Annotated in this window: 1 pseudogene; it reads right to left on the bottom strand. The window is 61.2% G+C overall.

The features are described 5' to 3' along the window. Positions 1 to 26: 26 nt before the first annotated feature. Positions 27 to 1,170 (bottom strand): annotated as a pseudogene (locus BTJ49_RS15220) (IS3 family transposase). Positions 1,171 to 1,234 lie beyond the last annotated feature (64 nt).

The following is a 1,234-nucleotide window of genomic DNA, read 5'->3' as shown; positions in this document are numbered from 1 at the left end:
TGAATCGACCAGGTTCCCGTAGACGCTTACGAGCCACTCTCTAGGAACCGCTTTTCGTACTCTACCGGCGACAGCCCCTGGTTGCTGCCGTGCTGACGCCGCGGGTTGTAGAACATCTCGATGTAGTCGAACACGTCGCTCGCCGCATCGGCCCGAGTCGTGTAGATCCGACGCTTGATCCGCTCGCGTTTGAGCAACTGGAAGAAGCTCTCGGCTACCGCATTGTCGTGACAGTTACCGCGCCTGCTCATGCTGCAGACAATGCCATGTGCCTCCAGGAACGCTTGCCAGTCGCCTCCGGTGAACTGGCTGCCTTGATCGGAATGCAGCATCAGCCCTCGCGCCGGCTTTCGCCGCCAAACAGCCAGCGTCAGCGCTTGAAGCACCAGGTCGGTGTGCATGGTCGACTGCATCGACCAGCCAACCACGCGCCGCGAAAACAGGTCGAGCACCACAGCAAGGAACAGCCAGCCTTCGTGCGTGCGAATGTAGGTGATGTCCGTGACCCAGTGGGTATTGGGTCCATCGACGAAAAACTGGCGTTGCAGCCGGTTGGGTGCCACTGTGGCCGGCGGGCCACCGCGCGGCTTGGGACGCCTTCCGTATCCAACCTAGCGCGTAGGCCAGCCAATTTCATCAGTCGTGCCACGCGGTGACGGCTACAGCGTTCGCCCAGATCGCGCAGATCCGTGGTGACCTTGCGGTAGCCGTAGACTGCTCCGCTCTCCAGCCAGGACTGCTTGATCAGCCCCGTCAGGCGACGATCTTCCCTGGCTCGCGCACTCGCCGGTTGCTTCAGCCAAGCGTAGTAGCCGCTGGGATGCACGCCCAGCACCCGGCACATGCTGCGTATCCGAAACTGGTGGGCATGGTCTTTCATGAAGGCGTACTTCACCCGGACTGCTTGGCAAAGTACGCGGCGGCCTTTTTTAGGATGTCGCGCTCCTCGGTGACCCGGCGCAACTCTGCCTTTACCCGACGCAGCTCCGCCGCTTGGTCCGACGACTCTTGCGCTGAGCTGCTGGTCCCACCATAGCGCCTGATCCACGCATACAAGCTGTGCGTGGTAATCCCCAACCTGGTTGCTACCTCAGTCACTTGGTGGCCGCGCTCAGTCACTTGTTTGACCGCCGCCACCTTGAACTCATCCGTATACCGCTTGCCGCTCATGGACACCTCCGTCGTAGCCATACATTATGGCTCTGAGGCGTCTACAAGGCCCTGGTCGATTCAG

Source organism: Oleiagrimonas sp. MCCC 1A03011, assembly GCF_003267965.1.
GTDB classification, from domain to species: Bacteria; Pseudomonadota; Gammaproteobacteria; order Xanthomonadales; family Rhodanobacteraceae; genus Oleiagrimonas; species Oleiagrimonas citrea.
The sequence above is the reverse complement of the archived record's forward strand: the minus strand, read 5'-3'. Positions and strand labels throughout refer to the sequence as shown.